The 19389-nt window shown below is 33.1% G+C and carries 19 protein-coding genes; 12 read left to right on the forward strand and 7 right to left on the reverse strand.

Annotated elements, in window-relative coordinates:
- Positions 1–7: 7 nt before the first annotated feature.
- From QY331_13785 to hrcA, 4 genes are all read right to left on the reverse strand, one after another.
- Positions 8–391, reverse strand: a complete 384-nt coding sequence (locus tag QY331_13785; GenBank protein WKZ69026.1) for a helix-hairpin-helix domain-containing protein — start codon at positions 389–391, stop codon at positions 8–10.
- Positions 392–512: 121 nt separating this feature from the next.
- Positions 513–1634, reverse strand: coding sequence for a molecular chaperone DnaJ (dnaJ, locus tag QY331_13790; GenBank protein ID WKZ69027.1), 1122 nt, complete (start codon positions 1632–1634; stop codon positions 513–515).
- Positions 1635–1636: 2 nt separating this feature from the next.
- Positions 1637–2272, reverse strand: coding sequence for a nucleotide exchange factor GrpE (gene grpE, locus QY331_13795; GenBank protein ID WKZ69028.1), 636 nt, complete (start codon positions 2270–2272; stop codon positions 1637–1639).
- A 15-nt stretch (positions 2273–2287) separates the two neighbouring features.
- Positions 2288–3331, reverse strand: coding sequence for a heat-inducible transcriptional repressor HrcA (gene hrcA / locus QY331_13800; protein WKZ69029.1), 1044 nt, complete (start codon positions 3329–3331; stop codon positions 2288–2290).
- Between the two features lie 192 nt (positions 3332–3523).
- Between hrcA and purM the strand changes: the two genes are divergently transcribed.
- Genes purM through prmA form a run of 4 tightly spaced genes read left to right on the forward strand, consistent with a single transcriptional unit; the run spans position 3524 to position 8161 of the window.
- A complete protein-coding gene (gene purM / locus QY331_13805) occupies positions 3524–4516 on the forward strand; it encodes a phosphoribosylformylglycinamidine cyclo-ligase (GenBank protein ID WKZ69030.1) in 993 nt (330 codons plus the stop codon).
- 23 nt (positions 4517–4539) lie between these two features.
- Entirely contained in the window at positions 4540–5898 is a 1359-nt protein-coding gene (locus QY331_13810) for a YchF/TatD family DNA exonuclease (GenBank protein WKZ69031.1), read from the forward strand.
- Positions 5898–7313: a D-alanyl-D-alanine carboxypeptidase/D-alanyl-D-alanine-endopeptidase gene (gene dacB, locus QY331_13815; GenBank protein ID WKZ69032.1), complete on the forward strand. Its 1416-nt coding sequence runs from the start codon at positions 5898–5900 to the stop codon at positions 7311–7313. Before QY331_13810 ends, dacB begins: the two co-directional genes overlap by 1 nt.
- Positions 7310–8161, forward strand: coding sequence for a 50S ribosomal protein L11 methyltransferase (gene prmA / locus QY331_13820; protein WKZ69033.1), 852 nt, complete (start codon positions 7310–7312; stop codon positions 8159–8161). Before dacB ends, prmA begins: the two co-directional genes overlap by 4 nt.
- A 6-nt stretch (positions 8162–8167) precedes the next feature.
- Here prmA and QY331_13825 read toward each other — a convergent pair whose 3' ends face one another.
- Together QY331_13825 and QY331_13830 are read right to left on the reverse strand one after the other, a co-directional pair.
- Complete coding sequence (locus QY331_13825; GenBank protein WKZ69034.1) at positions 8168–8590, reverse strand: MarR family transcriptional regulator; 423 nt, start codon at positions 8588–8590, stop codon at positions 8168–8170.
- Positions 8591–8614: 24 nt separating this feature from the next.
- Positions 8615–9274, reverse strand: coding sequence for a SprT family zinc-dependent metalloprotease (locus tag QY331_13830; protein ID WKZ69035.1), 660 nt, complete (start codon positions 9272–9274; stop codon positions 8615–8617).
- Positions 9275–9362: 88 nt separating this feature from the next.
- Between QY331_13830 and QY331_13835 the strand changes: the two genes are divergently transcribed.
- The 7 genes from QY331_13835 to QY331_13865 are packed head-to-tail and all read left to right on the forward strand — an operon-like array spanning position 9363 to position 17556.
- On the forward strand, positions 9363–10787 hold the full coding sequence (locus QY331_13835; GenBank protein WKZ69036.1) for an isochorismate synthase: 1425 nt from the start codon (positions 9363–9365) through the stop codon (positions 10785–10787).
- Positions 10771–12522 carry a 2-succinyl-5-enolpyruvyl-6-hydroxy-3-cyclohexene-1-carboxylic-acid synthase gene (gene menD / locus QY331_13840; protein WKZ69037.1) on the forward strand — a complete coding sequence of 584 codons (1752 nt, stop codon included), beginning with the start codon at positions 10771–10773 and terminating at the stop codon, positions 12520–12522. Before QY331_13835 ends, menD begins: the two co-directional genes overlap by 17 nt.
- Positions 12519–13343: a 2-succinyl-6-hydroxy-2,4-cyclohexadiene-1-carboxylate synthase gene (gene menH / locus QY331_13845; protein WKZ69038.1), complete on the forward strand. Its 825-nt coding sequence runs from the start codon at positions 12519–12521 to the stop codon at positions 13341–13343. The genes menD and menH overlap by 4 nt, the downstream gene beginning before the upstream one ends.
- A 30-nt stretch (positions 13344–13373) precedes the next feature.
- Positions 13374–14207, forward strand: a complete 834-nt coding sequence (gene menB / locus QY331_13850; protein WKZ69039.1) for a 1,4-dihydroxy-2-naphthoyl-CoA synthase — start codon at positions 13374–13376, stop codon at positions 14205–14207.
- Positions 14208–14249: 42 nt separating this feature from the next.
- A complete protein-coding gene (locus QY331_13855) occupies positions 14250–15146 on the forward strand; it encodes a 1,4-dihydroxy-2-naphthoate polyprenyltransferase (GenBank protein ID WKZ69040.1) in 897 nt (298 codons plus the stop codon).
- Positions 15143–16198, forward strand: coding sequence for an enolase C-terminal domain-like protein (locus QY331_13860; GenBank protein ID WKZ69041.1), 1056 nt, complete (start codon positions 15143–15145; stop codon positions 16196–16198). The genes QY331_13855 and QY331_13860 overlap by 4 nt, the downstream gene beginning before the upstream one ends.
- A 47-nt stretch (positions 16199–16245) precedes the next feature.
- Positions 16246–17556 carry a class I adenylate-forming enzyme family protein gene (locus QY331_13865; protein ID WKZ69042.1) on the forward strand — a complete coding sequence of 437 codons (1311 nt, stop codon included), beginning with the start codon at positions 16246–16248 and terminating at the stop codon, positions 17554–17556.
- 5 nt (positions 17557–17561) lie between these two features.
- Here the strand turns inward: QY331_13865 and QY331_13870 are convergent, their stop codons facing one another.
- Positions 17562–17969 carry a thioesterase family protein gene (locus QY331_13870; GenBank protein ID WKZ69043.1) on the reverse strand — a complete coding sequence of 136 codons (408 nt, stop codon included), beginning with the start codon at positions 17967–17969 and terminating at the stop codon, positions 17562–17564.
- A gap of 115 nt (positions 17970–18084) precedes the next feature.
- Between QY331_13870 and QY331_13875 the strand changes: the two genes are divergently transcribed.
- A complete protein-coding gene (locus QY331_13875) occupies positions 18085–19389 on the forward strand; it encodes a toxin-antitoxin system YwqK family antitoxin (GenBank protein ID WKZ69044.1) in 1305 nt (434 codons plus the stop codon).

Genomic DNA, 19389 nt, shown 5'->3' on the forward strand with positions numbered 1-19389 from the left:
ATTACTGTTACTTAGCAACGTATATATATTTTTTAATTCCTTCAAACTTAACTTCGCCGATACCTCTTACTTCAAGCAGTTCTTCAATAAATCCGAAACCACCTTTGAGATTTCTGAGCTCAACTATTTTTTCGGCGGTTTTAATTCCAATGCCAGGTAATTTTATGAAAAGCTCAATATCGGCAGTATTAATGTTTATGCTTTTTTCAAGAAGCTCTTTCTTTTCGCCGTTGCTTCTTTTAGATTTATCGACACTAAAATCCAAAAGTTCCTGCTTAGAATCAACTCTTTTTTCCACATTTTTGAGCATTATTCCTGCTGAATCGAATAAATTATCTTGCTCAGTGTGATCGAACGTAATTAATTCTTTGCTTTCAGGTTCATATTTCAAATAATTGAGAAAAGCTCCCAAAAGTAAAGCGATCACTAAAAACAGAATTACTTTGAATTCCGTGTTAGTAAATCCGATCTTTTTTCCGAATTCATTAAATCTGATGTTAAAATTCCTTTCTTTAGTTGGGAACTTTAATATTCGGCATCTCCTGAAGTTCTTTTAATAATTCTTTCTCTTTCGAATTTATTTTTTTCGGAATATGAATGTTCACTCTGACTAATTGATCACCGGCACCATGACTATTGAGATGTTGAATTCCTTTTTCTCTCATTTTCAAAAACTTGCCGGACTCAATGCCAGATTCAATTTTTAATTTTGCTCTGCCGTTTAATGTTGGAACTTCGACTTCGGTTCCCATTACTGCTTCCGGATAACTTATAAATAAATCATAAATTACATTATCGCCGTCGCGTTCAAAAAATTCATGTTCAAGTTCTTTGAAGATAACAATTACATCCCCAGCTGGACCGCCATTTTTACCGGCATTCCCTTCTCCGCGTAATGACATGTAACTATTATCCGTAACTCCGGCCGGAACATTTATTCTAATTGTTGATTCATCGTAATTTCTGCCTTCGCCCGAACAAGTACCACATCTTTTGGAAATTACTTTTCCTGTTCCGTTACAATTGTTACATGCGGCAATATTTACAAACTGCCCGAATACAGAACGCGAAACTTGTCGAATCTCGCCTGAACCATTACAAACAGAACATGTTTGAAAAGAGTTTGAATCTTCAGCTCCGGAACCATTACATGTATTACACTTAATATACTTTTTTATTTTTATTTTTTTTGTAGTACCGGAGGCAATTTCCTCCAATGTCAATTTTAAGGTAACTTTTAAATCTGTGCCGGGTGTACCTGATGTTCTTTGTCTCGATCTTGAAGATGTTCTTCCACCACCGAAGAAATCATCAAAAATAGATGATCCGCCGAAAGCACCACCAAATATATCGGAGAAATGACTGAAGATATCATTAACATCAGAAAAACCATGAAAATCTTGTCCGCCTCTCATTCCACTATGGCCAAACCTATCATACCTTTGCCGTTTCTCGTCATTGCTTAAGACTTCATAAGCTTCAGCAGCTTCTTTAAATTTTTCCTCAGCTTCTTTATCATCCGGATTTCTGTCTGGATGATATTTTAATGCTAGTTTTCTATATGATTTTTTAATCTCGTCGGTACTAGCATTTTTATTAATACCGAGTATTTCATAATAATCTCTCTTACTCATTCTTATCCTTTATCATTTTCGGGTTGCTGCTGTTCATCAGATTTTGACGAGGCTTGACTAACTATAACTTTACTATGCCTAATCACTTTATCTTTATACATATAACCCGGTTCAATTTCTTCCAACACTATATGTGAAGGAACTCCTTCGACTTCTTTCTGCATTAGTGCTTCATGAAAGTTAAAATCAAATTCTTTTCCTTTTGCATCAATTTTTTCAACACCTATCTCTTTTAATATGCGTGTAAATTTTTCGTTTACAAGTTCAATTCCTTTTTTAAGCGAATCAATATTTTTTGAATCAGCATGTTCGAGCGATCTTCGAAGATCATCGTACACAGGAAGCATTTTAGTAATAACAGCTTCACCTGCATACTTAATAAAATTTGCCGATTCAATTTCGGTTCTTCTTTTATAGTTTTCAAACTCAGCGGCTTTTCGTAAAAGTTGATCTCTTAATTGTTCATTTTCTTTAGAGAGTGATTCTATTTTTGCGTTCATTTCGATAACTTGTTGAACATCGTCTTCATTTACTTCTTGTCGTTGAACATCATCGCGTTCAATCTCTATTTTTGTATCGTCTTGTTTCATTTCATCCTTTTTTAATTTTTCATCAGATTTTTTCTTATTGTTTGACATAATTTATTACCTCAACTATTTTTTTAATTCTTCTGAAAGCAGCTCTCCGATGTAAACTACGGCTGCGACAATTTTTGAATACTCCATTCTTTTTGGACCAATAATTCCAAGTGTTCCGGTTGCTTCGCCAACTTTATATTCTTTAGTAACAAAACTATAATCGGAAAATTTAGTGTGGATATTTTCCGAACCGATTGTAATTGAAACATTATCGACACTGCCGGTTCTTTTTGAATCCATTAAATGAATAATTATATCCTTATCCTCTATTAATTCAATAACACCTTGCAAATGTTCGTGATTTTCGAACTCCGGATGATTCAAAATGTTTTTTGTTCCGGCTAAAAATGATTTGTCCTCAATTTTATTATCGGCAAAAATTTGATCGACCGAATCAATGAATACTCTTATTAAAGGTTTGCTTTCTTCGTGTTTGTAATCTTTTATTCTTTCATTCAAAGTATTTCTGATTTCAGAAAATTTTAATCCGCTTAATCTCTCGTTCAGGAATCTTTCAGTTAATTGTAAATTCTCTTGCTTAATATCAATTGTTAATTCAAGTGTAATTGTTTTAACCAAACCGGACTCTACAGAAACTACCACGAGAATTCTTTTAGATGATAACTGAACTATTTGAATCTTTTGTAATATTGCTTGATCAAATTTCGGGTAGGTTACTAAAGCAAGTTGATTTGTTAAGTTACTTAAAATTACAGAAGTAAGTTTGAGTAAATCCTCAGTCTCACCTTTAATTGATTCCAATCCTTGCGTGATCAAATCTTTTTGAGATAAATCTAAAATTGGTGGATCCATCAACGAATCAACATAAAACCTATAACCTTTATCGGTCGGAATTCTTCCGGCAGAAGTATGTGGATGATTCAAGAAACCGGATTCTTCCAAATCGGACATAATATTTCTAATACTAGCCGGTGAAAGACCAATATCATATCTTTTAGCAATATTACGCGATCCGACCGGATTGGCAGTTAAAATGAACTGCTGAATCACATATCGTAAAATTGCTTTTTCGCGATCTGTTAATTCGTAAGTTTCCATTTAGTTTATAGTTATCATCACACAAAAGTGAACCGCAAATTTATGAAAAATAGTTTAATTTTTCATCATTTCAATAGGCTCTAACATAATATGATTAAATGATTTACTGTCGCTTTACAACAAATCTCCATAAAAAGTTTCACTTTACCTAAACAGGCTTTATCTTTGTTAATTAAACTAAATGGAGTAGGTGTGGCAGCAGATTATAAATCATCCGGTGTAAACATTCAAGCCGGCGATGAAACGGTTTCTAGGATTAAGGATTATGCGAAATCAACTTTTAACAAAAATGTATTAACCGGCATCGGTCATTTTGGTGCGTTCTTTGAATTTGATAAAAAGGAATATGAAAATCCCGTTCTTGTTTCTAGTGTCGACGGTGTTGGCACTAAGTTGAAAGTTGCATTTATGATGGATAAGCATGATACGATTGGGCAAGATTTGGTAAATCATTGTATAAACGATATTGCCGTTTGCGGTGCAAAGCCTTTATACTTTATGGATTATCTCGCTTTCGGAAAATTATTTCCCGATAAAGCAGAGCAAATTATTAAAGGATTTTCAATTGCGTGCAAAGAAAATAATGTCGCATTAATCGGCGGCGAAACTGCTGAAATGCCGGGACTATACGATGAACACGAATATGATGTTTCCGGAACAATTGTCGGCGTAGTTGAGAAATCTGAAATAATTGACGGAACTAAAGTAAAAGAAGGAAATATTCTTTTAGGTTTTAAATCGAATGGACTTCACACAAATGGATATTCGTTAGCGCGTAATGTTCTTTTTAGTAAGTATTCCGTGACTGATAAAGTTGACGAACTTGAATTTTCGATCGGTGAAGAACTTTTACGAATTCATAAATCCTATCTCGAATTGATTACAAAAATTAAAAGTAAGGTCAATGCTTTTTCACACATCACCGGTGGCGGGATTATCGGGAACACAAAAAGAGTCGTTCCGGAAAATTTAAAAATTAAAATCGATTGGTCAGCTTGGGAAATGCCTGCAATCTTTAAATTGATTTCAAAAGTTGGTGATGTTTCCGATGATGAAATGAGAGAAGTTTTTAACCTCGGCATTGGTTTAATTGCAGTTGTAGATAAATCCAAAGTGGATAATGTTATAAATCTTTGTAGAGACATTAATGAAGAACCGATAATTATTGGTTCGATTCAAACTTAATTTTTATATAAAAATGGAAAACTATGTACGTTGACACTCATGCTCATCTTTTCTTTCCGAATTTTAACGATGAATTAGATCAAGTTATTGAACGAGCTCGCAACGCTGGTGTCGGAGCAATTCTAGTCCCCGGCACTGATATTCCGACTTCAATGCAAGCAATTAAACTTGCCGATCAATATGAAAATATCTTTGTGGGTGTTGGAGTTCATCCACATGAAACAAAGGAATGGACGGATGAATTACTAGTACAAATTGAAAAAATTAGCAAACATCCAAAAGTAGTTGCAATAGGTGAAATCGGATTGGATTATTATTACGATTTTTCACCGCGAGAAATTCAACTGAAGGCTTTTCGTTCTCAAATTGAATTAGCAATTAAATTAGATCTGCCGATAATTGTCCACAACAGAGAATCGAATGATGACTTAATGAAAATTATAAGAGAATATGCCGATACTTCATTACGAGCACAGTTTCATTGTTTTGCAGGCTCCGCAGATGATGCAAAAGAATTAATCGGTATGAATCACTTCATTTCGTTTCCCGGAAATGTTACATTCAAAAAAGCCGATGACATAAGAAATATTTTGAAGTCAATTCCCCCTGAGCATTTATTGCTGGAAACCGATGCACCGTTTATGACACCAGTTCCATATAGAGGGAAGCGAAACGAACCCTCCAACATTCCTCTAATCGCCGAAACAATTTGCGAAGTTCATAATATATCTTCAGATGAACTTGCAAAAATTACATCTTATAATGCTTACAAACTTTTCGGAATCGGAAAGAATAGTAATCTGGTTTATACATACCAGATCGGTAATTCATTGTATATAAATGTTACAAACAGGTGCGATTCTGATTGTGTCTTCTGTAAAAGAAAAACTACCGCTGAAGTACAAGGTTACAAATTGAAAATGAAAAAAAGCGAAGAACCTCAGGCTTCCGTTTACATTGAGGAAATCGGAGATCCGACAAAATATGATGAAATTGTTTTTTGCGGTTATGGTGAACCAACCATTAGATGGGATGTTGTGAAGGAAGTTGCTAAGTATGTAAAAGAAAACGGCGGCAAAACAAGAATGAATACTAACGGACACGGTAATGTTATAAATCAACGCGATATTACACCTGAGCTAAAAGGATTGATTGATACTGTATCAGTCAGCTTAAATTCTGTTTACCCGGAGCAATATGCAGAACTGATGCGGGTTAAGCCTGATATGCATTCCAAAATGATTGAATTTGCAAAACTTGCAAAACAATATTCTAAAGTTGTTATGTCGGTAGTTGGTATTGACGAAGTGGACAAAGAGAAAGCTAGAAAATTAGTAACCGAAGAAATCGGGGCTGAATTCAGAGAACGAGCATATTTTTAATGAAGAATATTGCTTTAATATTTGTAGCGGTTTATATAATAATTCCATCGCAAGTTCATTCTCAAAATTTATCAACACAAATCGATTTTTTGCTTCAGGATAGTTTACTTACTGTTTCTCAAATTGCTATTGATGTATATGATCTGCAAACCGAAAAATATCTCTACAGAAAAAATGAAAAATTAGTTTTGCGTCCCGCCTCAAATATGAAATTATTAACAACTTCCGCAGCCTTATTTTATCTTGGTGAAGATGCTGATTTCGAAACTTCATTTTATACAAACGGGAAAGTTGTTGACTCCGTATTAATTGGAGATATTATTGTTAAGGGCGGTTTTGATCCGCTTTTTACTTTGAAAGATTTTGACACGATTATTAAAAAATTTAAAATAAGCGGTGTTAGAAAAGTTGAAGGAAATATTTATGCTGATGTTTCCGAAATGGATTCACTTTACTTTGGAAAAGGATGGATGTGGGATGATAATCCACATTCGTTTAATCCATATCTTTCTCCCTTAAACATAAATAAGAATTACGTTACTATATATTTTTCACCCTCACAGATTGATTCAATTGCGAAAGTCTCGCTTTATCCCGAATCAAATTTTTACACGTTTGAGAATTCACTAGTTACAACAATAGAAGATACTTCTAATATAACAGTAACCAGAGATTGGCTAAATCATTCAAACCGAATTATAATTAAAGGTGATATTTCGCATAACAAAGGTGTTGATTCAGCAAAGGTTAATATCATAGATCCGCATTTATTCTTTATTCAAATATTCGGCGAGCAATTGAATGGGAATGGAATTGAATTCAATGGATATTCGACAATCAAAAAAATCACCGATGACTTCGATACACTGTACGTTAATAGAAGAAATATAATTGAAGTTATAAATGATGTAAACAAAGAAAGTGATAATCTGGGTGCTGAAATGTTAATTAGAAAATTGAGTTCAAAGTTTTTCTCCGGATCAGCTTCAGCAGAAAAAGGATTAAGAATGATTGACAGCCTAGTTACGGTAATCGGTTATAATCCTAAAACATTTGTGTTTGCTGATGGTTCCGGATTGTCACACTACAATTTGATTTCAGCTCAATTAATAGTTGACTTGCTTAAGTATCTATATAAAAAACAATCGGCAGTCTACAATGTAATTTATGAATCACTTCCGATTGCCGGAGTTGACGGAACATTAAAAAATAGAATGCGGCAATTTAATTTATCTAAGAATATTCGTGCTAAAACCGGAACTATTAGCGGTGTAAGTACAGTTTCCGGTTATGCAAAAGCTGCCAATAACCATATGTTGGCTTTTTCAATTTTTGTACAGAATTATTCCGGTTCAGCAAGAAAAGCAAGAAGAATTCAAGATGAGATTTGTAAAATATTAGCGAGTTATAAATGAGAAAGCATAAAGTATTTGTAATAGCTGCACTTCCTTTCAATATTGATTTAATCTCGGGTCAATTATGGAATCTTGATATTGAGGGAATTACAGAAAACGAAATGAACTTGATTGTATATTCTTCACCAAAATCTTCAGTCTCAATAAATGAAATAGAAGATGAGTTAAAAAAATTAAAACAAGAAAACTTAATTGAAACCTACGAGGTTGAAGAAAATGAAATAGAAGAAATTAATTGGAATGAAGAATGGGAGAAGAAATTTAGTCCGATTCATGTAACCGATAGAATTATAATAAAACCATCATTCAAGCCGATTGAAAGTTCTCAGGACAAACTAATCATCACAATTGATCCTAAGATGTCATTCGGAACAGGCGAACATGAAACAACTAAATTAGTTCTTCAACTGATGGAAAAAGTCTACGATAATCATACTAAAGTTCTAGATGTTGGAAGTGGAACAGCAGTTTTAGCAATAGCAGCCGCTAAGTTTGGAGCAGAAAATGTTATTGCAATTGACAATGATGAGTGGTGTTTAGAAAATGGTTTAGAAAATGTTCAGCTTAATTTAGTAGAGGATAAAGTCAAAGTTCAGCTCGGCGAGATCGATTCTGTTGACGATAAAGATTTTGACTTAATATTGGCTAACATCAATAAACATATTTTAGTAGATATAGCAGAAAAGATTTCGGATAAAATTAAAGATAATGGAGATTTGATACTTTCGGGTTTGCTAAATATAGACGAAGATGATATTAAAGAAGTTTATGCAAAGAAGGGCTTCCAATTCATCTCACTTAAAAGAATGAACGAATGGATAGCCCTCCATTTTAACAAAAGAATTTAAAACAGTTTAATTCAGTTTTTCTAAAAGTGTTGATAACTGTCTTTGCTCGGATTCATTTAGAACACTTGTAAGTTCAGCCATCTGTGCTGCATAAGCAGGTAAGATACCATTAATTTTTTCTCTTCCCTTTTCTGTAAGTTCAGCGTTGATTACTCGTCTATCTTCTTTAGAGTGAACGCGTAATACTAAATCTTCTTTTTCAAGATTATCTACTACACATGTAATATTAGCTCCGGTAACCATTAATTCTTCACTGATTCGCTTTAGAGGAAGGGGTCCTCTGCGAGCAAGAACTTCAAGAACATTGAACTGTGGTGCAGTTAATTTTTCTTGAGACATTTGTTTCATCTGATCTTTACGAACTTTGTCATACGCCTTGGAAAGCTTTGTCCAAAGATCAAGTGCTAAATCGGTTTTTGCTTGGTCCATTCTAACTCCTCTCTGATAGAATTATTAATTGGATGATAAAGTTTTTTTGTAATTCTGATAATCTGGTAAAACACTTCTTACTAAACTCCAAAATGCTTTAGAATGATTCATTTCTTTTAAATGACAGAGTTCATGGATAATAACATAGTCGATAACATTAATGTCAAACTGCATTAATCTATAACTGAACGATAGATTCTTTTTTGAAGAACAGCTTCCCCAGCGTGATCTTAATCTTTTAACTTTCACACTGTTAAAGACAAAGCCATACTTATCAGCAAGTTGATGAACTCTTTGCGGAATAAATAGTTTTGCTTTCTCAAAGAGCCATTGATCATAAAGTTGTTCAACTTTAATTTCTTGACTTGTTGATTTTATCAACTCATTATCAAACCAGTAAATAGAGAACAGATTATCTTTTTTATCCGTAATACTACGGATATTAATTCGACTACCTAAATATCTGAATTTATTCTTATTAAATGCAAGTTTTGATATTTTTTTTTCTATCCATTCTAATTGTTCATCTAAAAAATTTAACGCCTTTTCAATAGAACTTCTAAGGGGAACTATTAGATTTATTTCACCTGTTTTATGGATGCGTAATTGTATATGTTTTGCTTGCTTACTTTTTTTTATTACTATGTTGTAACTTTTATTATTTACATCGACTTGTTTTATCATGTTAGTTCATCTTATTCTATTAATGTAATCAAGCTTTATAACTACAATTTATTTTTTTATTTTAACGTCTAATTTAAATAAAGTATTTGTGTTGACTCCAAAAATTGAAAATCTCTTTCAGTTCATAGACGGAATTAAATCCGATAAAGTTAATGAAACAAACCGAATAAAATTGATTTCATTTGCTTACGATTATCCTAAAATTAATTTTCATCAAATTATTAATAATCTAAATTCGGGTAGCCATTCTTTTTTTTATTGGGAAAAACCTGATGAGGATTACACAATACTAGGTATTGATTCTCTTGATGAAGTTCAAACATACGGTGAAAATAGAACTGAACTCAGTCGCACACAAATTGAGAAATGGATAAATAATTATTTCACGAATTTTACTTCTCTTAATATTTCATCGGTACCTGTGTTTATGGGTGGAATGAAATTTTCTCCCGAGGGGAATTCCACGGAATCAATATGGAAAGATTTTGCAGATTCTGACTGGTTTATTCCTAAGTTGGTACTTCTTAAACAAAATAAAAAATATTTTATTGTACTAAATTTTACCTATCAAAACCTACCGGAAATTGAACTAGCGAACTTATTTAAATCCAGAATGAAATTATTTGAGTCATTGCAGGTAGAGAATCAGATTTTTGAACCGGAATCTGTTGATGAATCAAATCTTTATGACAAAAATGAACGCGAAAATTGGATTGATAAAGTTCATTCTGCACTAAATCAGATTTCAAGCGGTACATACAAAAAAATTGTTTTATCAAGAAGAGTTTCTTTAAACATATCCGGTAAACCAATTCTATCAGAGAAATTACATAAACTATCCGAAGAATATCCAAGATGTTATATTTTTGCTTACGGTAAAAATGAATCAATATTTTTTGGTGCTTCACCGGAGAAGCTTGCAAAAATTTCAAACGGATGGGTTGAAGCTGATGCTCTTGCGGGTTCAACTCCGCGTGGGCAAAATCAAAGCGACGATGAAAGACTAGCCGAAGAATTGTTACTTAGTAAGAAAAACTTAAACGAGCAGTATGCGGTTGTTGATTTTATTACAAATTCATTCGCAGAGTTTTCTGATGAAATTGTCTATGATGAAAAACCAATAATTAGAAAACTTTCCAACATTCAACACTTATGGACACCAATCAAAGCTAAACTAAAACCTGGTCATACAATTTTTTCAATTTTGAAAGAGATTCATCCAACACCTGCTATATGCGGCGTGCCTTGGTCTGGTGCATTAAATTTTATTAGAACCACAGAAGGTTATAATCGTGGTTTATACGCCGGAATAATCGGCTGGTTCAATTTTGAAGAGCAAGGTGAATTTGCCGTTGCTATAAGATCGGGACTTTTAAAGAACAACAAACTTTTTGCATTTGCCGGTTGTGGTATTGTTGAAGGTTCTGATCCAGAGTTAGAATTTGAAGAAACTGAATTAAAATTAAAACCGATCTTATCTTTGTTTCCGCATGAAAATGTCCCACAATCTTAACTACATCTGGTCAAAGTTTATAGTTGATCAATTTGTTCAATTTGGAGTAAAGCATGTTTGTATTTCTCCTGGATCAAGGAATACACCACTAACTACCGCTTTTGCCGAGAACAAAAGAATTAAAAAATATGTTAATATTGATGAACGATCATCCGCTTTTTTTGCTCTTGGAATTGCCAAAGCTGTAAATCAACCCGTTGCCTTGTTAACAACATCGGGAACTGCAACAGCAAACTTATATCCTGCAATTATTGAAGCTTATCTCCAAAGAATCCCACTTATTATTTGTACTGCTGATAGACCGGCACAATTAAGAAATACAGGAGCAAATCAAACAATAAATCAGAATAACCTTTACGGAAATCATATTCGTTTATTTAAAGATATTGCATTGCCGAATATCAAATTAAGCGCATTCATTTCAATACATAAAAATATTAGCAAAGCATTCGAAATTGCTTTACATGAAAATTGTGGTCCGGTTCATTTCAATTTTCAATTCGATAAACCGTTAGAAAAATCTACTTATGATTGTGTCATCCCAAGTGAATTACTTAAGAGCATTAGTGAATTAAGTACATCGTTTACCGTCGACACAAGAAAGTATTCAGCAAAAAATAAAATCCTGAAAGATGTTGTTTCGAAAATAAATAGATCGGGAAAAGGATTAATATTAGTCGGGTGGGATAATTACTCAAAGGATTTTATAAAAGAAATTATTAAGCTTTCAGACAAAACCGGTTACCCAATATTATGTGACGGTGCTAGCGGAATTTTTCTAAAGAGTAATCACAAAAATTTAATTGTCAATCATCCAGCATTCTTGCGCTCTTCAAAATTTGTTGAAAAATATTCACCGAAAGTAGTTATTCAATTTGGTAACGCACCAACATCAAACGCAATGTTGGATTTCTTAAAGAATTTAAAATCATATAAAGTTGCAGTAAATTCTTTTGGGGATAGAAAAGATTCAGGCGTTAATTTTGCGTATACAATAACATCTGATCCGATTCTATTCTGCAGTGAGATTTATAAAAAGATAGATCAAAATAAGAGTCGGACATATTTAAATTCCATTATTGAAATTGATAATAGAATTGAAAAAATGAAAAATAGTTTTCTACGAGCCACAAAAGTTTATGAAGAAGTAAATATCCTTGAACAAGTATTTGAATCACTTCCTAAATACTCAAATGTATTTGTTTCAAATAGTCTGCCAATCCGTGATTTAGAGTTTTTCAAGAGTAAATCAAATAAAAATATTAACTTGTTTGTAAATCGTGGTGCGAGCGGAATAGATGGAATAACTTCCACTGCAGCTGGAATTTCTGTCGCTTCCAAACGACCTACTGTTTTAATTACGGGCGATCTCTCTTTCTTTCATGATACGAATGGATTACATATAATTAAGAAGTATAAAATACCACTGACAATTATATTGATTAACAATGGCGGCGGTGCAATTTTCGGTATGCTTCCCGTGGTTAAAGAAAAATCAATTTTTGACGAGTATTTTTTTACACCTCTTAATTTAGAATTTTCGCAACTTGCTAAAACATATCAAGCTAAGTATTATTCAATAAAGTCATTTGATTCGTTGACTAAGAAATTAAAAGTTAGTTTGACGAACAGAGATTTCAGTTTGTTGGAAATTAAAACAGATTATCGAAAAGCAATTGAACTAAGAAAGAAATATTTTCGAGATGTAATTCAACTTGTCGAAAAAGATTTATGAAAATTCCTTTCAAAAATTATCATCTTTTTGTTGATGCAACATATTATAATACCAATAAACCCACCATTCTTTTTATCCATGGATTTTCCGGTTCGTCATTAGACTGGAAAGAAATAATTCCTCAAATAGATGAAAATTTTTCTTGCATTGCTCTTGATTTAATTGGTCACGGTCAATCTTCTGCACCAAATGATATTGTTGAATATGAACAATTAACATTAGTAAATCATCTCAAGGAAATTTTAGACCTGTTAAGTATCAACAAAGCAATACTTTGCGGATATTCCATGGGGGGACGTTTAAGCTTATCATTTGCGGAAGATTACAGAGAGAGAGTACATGGATTAATTTTAGAATCAACTTCACCCGGTATCCAAGAGGATAATCAGCGAAATGAAAGATTACATAGCGATAAGCTTCTTGCTGAAAATATTCACAAAAATGGAATTGAATGGTTCGTAGATTACTGGATGAACTTACCAATATTTAGTTCTCAAAAACAATTATCCACATCTATACTCAATCGGATAAAGATAAGTAAATTGAATAATAATCCAGCCGGTTTGGCAAATTCATTGCTTGGGTTCAGTCAAGGTAAAATGAAACCTTGTTGGGAAAGTTTGACCACTTTTACTTTTCCCATTCAATTAATTGTCGGCGAAAGTGATAAAAAGTATTGCTTAATAAATGATCAAATGAATCAACAGCTTCAAAACTCAACATACTCTATAGTTGAAAACACCGGACATAATATCCATTTAGAAAAACCTTCCGATTTTGTTATTTTAGTCAATCGCTTTTTGAGAACTAATTTTCTATAAATTTTTGTTTACTAACTAAAAGGTTTTACAATGAGCTTTAATTGGAAAAAAGTTAAAGACTATTCGGATATTGTTTATGAAAAGCTGGACGGGATTGCAAAGATTACAATTAATCGTCCGGATAAACGCAATGCATTTCGCCCCGAGACAGTTTTGGAAATGCATGAAGCATTTTTAGATGCAAGAGAAGATCCCGAAGTTGGTGTTGTATTATTAACAGGAGCCGGGCCGGCAAAGGATGGAAAGTATGCTTTTTGTTCCGGTGGTGATCAAAGCATTCGTGGTGATAAAGGATATGTTGGTGGTGACGGAATTCCTAGATTAAATATTCTTGATGTTCAAAAAGTTATTAGAAGTATGCCGAAACCCGTAATAGCATTAGTTGCCGGTTATGCAATCGGTGGAGGACATGTTCTACATGTTGTTTGTGATTTAACTATTGCGGCTGATAATGCAATCTTTGGCCAGACCGGTCCCAAAGTTGGTAGTTTTGATGGAGGTTTCGGATCAAGTTATTTGGCAAGTATTGTCGGACAAAAGAAAGCACGAGAAATTTGGTATTTATGCCGTCAATATAACGCTGAAGAAGCAGAAAAAATGGGACTGGTAAACAAGGTTGTTCCGGTAGAAAAACTTGAAGAAGAAGGTGTTCAGTGGGCTAAAGAAATTCTCGAAAAGAGTCCGTTAGCAATAAGATGTTTAAAATCTGCATTCAATGCTGATCTTGATGGACAACAAGGAATTCAAGAACTTGCGGGTAACGCAACATTACTTTATTACATGAGTGACGAAGCACAAGAAGGCAGAAACGCTTACAATGAAAAACGTAAACCGGATTTTTCTAAATTTCCAAGAGTTCCATAAAATTTTCTAGATACTTTTTTAAGTAATTGCTAAAAACTATTTGTGTTAGAAAGTACAAATCAAATATCGAAAATTGAAAGCTGGCTCCTTGCAAGTCGACCCAAAACTTTACCGGCTGCTGTGATGCCGGTTTTTGTAGGGACTTCCATAGCTATTCACGACGGATTATTCAATCCTATTGCTGCAATAGTTGCATTACTGTGTTCTCTCTTAATTCAAATTGGGACTAACTTTGTTAATGATTTACATGATTATTTAAAAGGCAGCGATAAAAAAGATAGACTAGGTCCTATTCGAGTTCTTGTATCAGGTCTAATTTCCGAAAACGAAATGCGAATTGGAATAGCAGTCGTTTTTAGTACCGCGTTCATACTTGGAATGTATCTCGTTTATCTAGCCGGTTGGTTTATTTTTATTATTGGTGTGTTATCATTAATAGCTGGTTATGCTTATACTGCGGGTCCGTATCCTTTAGCTTACAATGGTCTCGGTGACATTTTCGTATTTATATTTTTTGGGTTTGTTGGTACAATCGGAACATACTATGTTCAAGCTCAGGAAATAACGATGTTAGTTTTCTGGTCTTCAATTCCTGTCGGTGCACTCATAACAAACATCCTTGTTGTAAATAATTATAGAGATTTGGAAGAAGATAAAATAGCGGGAAAAAATACTTTAGCGGTAAAATTTGGCGGTACTTTTGCAAAGATGCAATATTTAATTTTCATGATTCTTTCTTACTCAATTTTGTTCTTGGTTTACTTCACTTATAAGCAGAGCATTTATGTATTTCTTCCTCTTTTGACCTTACCCATTGCAATAAAATTGGTTTCAATGATCTTTAAGCTTTCGGGGAAAGATCTAAATTCTACTTTAGCACTCACAGCTAAACTTTCTGCGGTTTACGGAATACTGTTTGCCGTAGGAATACTTTTATGAAACTGACTTCGTTCAAATATTTTTCGCATACGCTTCGATTCAAAGATAAATTTATTAATTCAAGAGAAAAGTTTAACGAGAGAAAAGTATTCATTTTAGAATGTAAAGATAGCGACGGTAATAAATTCTTTGGAGAAGCTGCTCCCCTTCCGAATTACAGCACCGAAACATTTATTGAAGTCGAAAATGAATTAAAAAAAATAGACTCAATTTTTCCAATGAAAATTGGTTTCAAATTTGAAAACATTCTTGATCAAATTAAAAACATTTCTTTAATGCCATCAGTTCAATATGCAATGGAACAAATTTTCTTGTCTGCCTATTTCAAAAGAAATTTTGAGTTAAGCCACTTTCCAGTATTAGCAAATAACATAAATGTAAATGGCTTACTTGGTATAGAAGATATTGAATCATCCAAAGCAAAAATTCAAAAGTTCATCGAAGATGGGTTTGGTACAATAAAACTCAAAGTTGGGAAGGAAAATATTGACCAATTATTAACATTATTAGAGTGGACTGAATATAATTATAATAATTCGCTGAAGTTTAGAATCGATCCCAATGGCGCATGGACAAAGGATGAAACCAGTAGTCATTGCAATTTATTAAAATCTTTTCCTATCGAATATGTTGAGCAGCCGGTTCAAGATAAATATGATCTCTGCGATTTAAGTTATAATTGTTCTATTCCACTAGCAGCAGATGAATCTTTTAGAAGTTTAAAAGATGCTAAAGAATTAATGAATAACTCCGACTTAAAATTTCTAATTGTTAAACCGATGTTGTTTGGCGGATTTTCACAAATATTAGAATTACAAAAACTTATTGAAGGCACAAATATTAAGATTATAATTTCTTCGTCATTTGAAAGCAATATAGGTAGAAGGCATTTAGTTTTATGTTCTGGATTAGTAAATAATAATCTAGCACAGGGTCTAAACACTTCTGAACTATTTACTAACCAACCAGTAGATGATGCGTTTCCGGTCAGTAGAGGCAAAGTTCATTTCTCAATTGATAAATATATTTCGGAAATAGAAATTAATTCATAATGTTAACTGTTTCATTACATAGCAATTGGTTATTAGAGCAAGTTAAAATGAATCCTAATAATTATGCTCTACTATCAAATGACAAAATATTGACCTACAATGAATTGCATGAAAAAGTACAGTTTGTATCTTCGCAATTGAGAAGTACAATTCAGAAAGGTGATATCGTTGGTATAAATGCGAATCATTCCCCGAGTTTTGTAATTAATACACTTGCAGTTTGGAATCTTGGTGGAATTGTTTTTCCGATTAATCCAAATCTACCGGATGAAGAAAGAGAACAACAAATCAGTTTTATAAATTGTAAAAACATTGCAGAAGTTGTTACAACACGAGAAAACCAAATTCGTGATGAAATTTATACTGTTGATAATAGTGCTCTTATTCTCTTTACTTCAGGTTCGACAAACAATCCCAAAGCTGTAATGCATACTTTCAGAAGTTTATACTCAAGTGCAGAAAGTATTGACTCAAAAATTTTATTTGAATCAAATGAACTTTGGTTGGCTTCTCTTCCATTCTTCAGAATTGGTGGTTTTCAAATGATATTGAGAAGCCTCTTATCAGGTGGTACTTTATGTATCCCTAATTCGGTGAGATCGGAGAACCTAATTGAGTCTATAAAGTTTTATAAACCGCAATACATGTCGTTCGTTAATGCAACACTAAAAAGATTTATTGAGAGTGATATAGATTTTCAAGACAGTATAAAAGCTGTCTTTGCCGGAGGTGGACCGATTGAGTCTGATTTTTTAATTAGAGCATATGATAAAAAGCTCCCTGTATATAAAGTTTATGGTTCAACAGAAACCGGATCCATGATTTCCATGTTTGAGCCTACTGATAGAATTGAAAAGTTAAATTCCGCCGGAAAACCGTTACCTAATGTTAAAGTAAAAATTCATGATGGTGAGGTTCTAGTTAAGTCACCTTCGCTATTTAGTGGTTACTATAAAAATCATTATCTCAATAACGATCGACTAAAAGACAAGTGGTTCAATACCGGTGATATTGGTTTTATCGACAAGGATGGGTTTCTATTTATTGAAGGAAGAATCGATAATTTTATTATATCCGGTGGTGAAAAAATCGATCCCCGCGAAATTGAAACTGAGTTATTAAAATTTGATCTAATTAATGAAGCCGTTGTTTTTGGTGTTGATGATAAAAAGTGGGGAGAAAAAGTTTGTGCTGTTATTACATCAAGCGAGGAAATTCAAATAGAAAAAATAATTGAAGACTTAAAAGCTAGATTAACTGCTTATAAAATACCAAAAGCGATCAAACAAATAGATCAAATACCTGTCGATGAAATGGGTAAAATTAATTTGTCAGGAATAAAAAAATTATTTCAATAAATTCCTCAACTATCTTTTGGTAGGTGTACTGACAAACCATTCATAAGATCGCCGGGCAAGTTAGTTTTTGAAAACTTTTTTTTATCAACACAAACGTGAGCGGTTTTAGCTTCAGCAAAAAGTATTTGATTTACTTCGAATGTATAATACAATTCAAAAGAGCTCTGTTTTAATTTTTGTACTGTTATTGTGATGTCAATTTCATCAAATGCTTTTAAGGGTTTGTGATAATCGGCTTCGCAATGAATAATCGGTAAAACAATCTCATTATCAAAAAAATAATTTCTATTGGGCGAAACCTCAGCTAGAAATTTTTCATATGAAGTATGAGCAAGTTTTAATAAGCTTGCGAAAAATATAATCCCTGCCGGATCACAATCATAAAAATTTAGACGCTCTTTTGTGTGAAACATTCTCGGTCTCATTTTGTTTATATATTGTTAATTATAAAACAAAGATAAAATAATTTTTACATTCAATTTGTTCAATCAATTCATTAGCTTTGTGATTCTCAAATTGACTCGGTCTATGAAAATACATTCACTTTTTATTATACTTTTTTTGATGGCAATCCTTACCAATTCGGCCCAAGAGGTTAAACGAACTTATTATCCCAACGGCAAGCTCGAGACGCAAGGAACCTATTTTGACGGCCAAAGGCACGGAACTTACAAGGAATACTACAATACCGGTCAACTTTGGAAGGAATGGTATTTTGAATTTGGCAAGGAAGAAGGTGAATCCAGATGGTATTTTCCCGACGGTACGTTGAGTATGATCTGGAATTATAAAAACGGAATGCTGCAAGGCATTTCAAAATGGTATTACGAAACTGGTGAGTTATGGGCTGAGCCAAACTATACCGATAATCAACTTAACGGATTTACAAGAACCTATTATAAAAGCGGTGCTCTTCAAGCAATTTGGAATTACAAGAACAATGAGCTAAATGGCCTCTCTAAAATATTTTTTGAATCCGGTCCCGTCGAAGTCGAAAGAAATTATGTTGATGGAAAGCTTGAAGGGATAAGCAAGGTGTACTACGATTTTGGTGTTGTAGCTTTAGAAGCAAATTATAAAAATGATTTGCTTGAAGGGATATCATATATCTACTATCCGGATGGCTCAATCAAAGTAATAGATACTTACAAAAGCGGACAAATTGTAAAACGTGAACGATACGATATTGTTGGCAAATTTGATAAAGTCGAGGAAAATTTTAACGAATATTATGAAGAAGGAACATTAAAGGCCGAAGTAAAATTCAAAGAAGGTGTTCGAGACGGAGTAAATAAATATTACCATAATAATGGTTACCTCGAATCAATCTTAAATTTTGAAAACGGAAAGCTTGATTCAATAAACACCTACTTTCATCCGAATGGGAATATCTCGAAGGTTATAAACTATATAAATGGATTAAAAAACGGTAAGGCAAAAGTATATAATGATGAAGGAGTTTTAGTCGGTGAATATAATTATACGAATGATGAACTAAGCGGTTCTGCTGTTACTTACTATGAATCGGGTGAACTTCTTTCAGAAAATTTTTACAAAAATGATTTTCTTGAAGGAACTGTAAAATATTATTATAGAACCGGTGAGCTTTTTGCAGAGGAAAATTACTCAAAAGGAATACGCAACGGAATTTTTAAGACTTATCATAAAAACGGTGAAGTTGCAGAGTTTGCAATTTATAAAAATAATCGGCTTGAGGGAACGGCTTTCTCTTATTTTAACGATGGCAAACTCAGAAGAAAGGCAGAGTTTAATTACGGTAGGCTTATCCGTGACGAGGTATTGGATCAAACCGGTAAACAGATTTTACAGTAA

Source organism: Melioribacteraceae bacterium, from assembly GCA_030584085.1.
GTDB lineage: Bacteria > Bacteroidota > Ignavibacteria > Ignavibacteriales > Melioribacteraceae > SURF-28.